Here is a 613-nt window from a genome sequence, read left to right as displayed (position 1 = left end):
CCATGGCCATTTCCCGCGACGACCTCGACCAGCACGGCCTGATCATCGGCGTGTCGCCGGAGCGCTTTCGCGCCGTGGCCATGCCGCTGCTGTTCGACCACCTCGACGCCCAGTGCGAGGGCACCATCGCGGTCAACCGCCAGGCGCGCATCGTCTGGATCAACGACAAGTACGCGCAGAAGGTCGGCATCAGCGACCCGCGCAGCGCGCTGGGCAAGGAGGTCGAAGAGGTGCTGCCGGCCAGCCGCCTGCGCGAGGTGGTGGAAAGCGGTCAGCCGAGCATGCTCGACCTGATGGCCTTCGGCGACGAGCACTTCGTGGTCACCCGCATTCCCCTGCGCGACGCGGACGGCACCCTGGTCGGCGCCCTCGGCTTCGTGCTGTTCGACCGCGCCCGCCATCTCAAGCCGCTGATGGCCAAGTACAACCAGCTGCAGAGCCAGCTGCTCGCCACCCAGCACGAGCTGGCCAAGGCGCGTCGCGCGCGCTACACCATCGCCGGCTTTATCGGCGCCAGCGCGGCGGCCAGCGAAGTGAAACGCCAGGCGCGCCGTGCCGCGCAGCTCGACGCCACGGTGCTGCTGCGCGGCGAGACCGGCACCGGCAAGGAGCT

At 70.0% G+C, this 613-nt stretch carries 1 protein-coding gene; it reads left to right on the top strand.

The window, feature by feature from the left end:
- Window positions 1–2: 2 nt before the first annotated feature.
- Window positions 3–613 (top strand): PAS domain-containing protein (locus tag EA796_RS22950; RefSeq protein ID WP_158603112.1); only part of this gene is annotated, 611 nt, incomplete at its 3' end.

This window comes from Pseudomonas sp. AOB-7 (genome assembly GCF_003696305.1).
GTDB lineage: Bacteria > Pseudomonadota > Gammaproteobacteria > Pseudomonadales > Pseudomonadaceae > Aquipseudomonas.
Note: the sequence above shows the minus strand (reverse complement) of the source record. Positions and strands in the feature narration are given on the sequence as shown.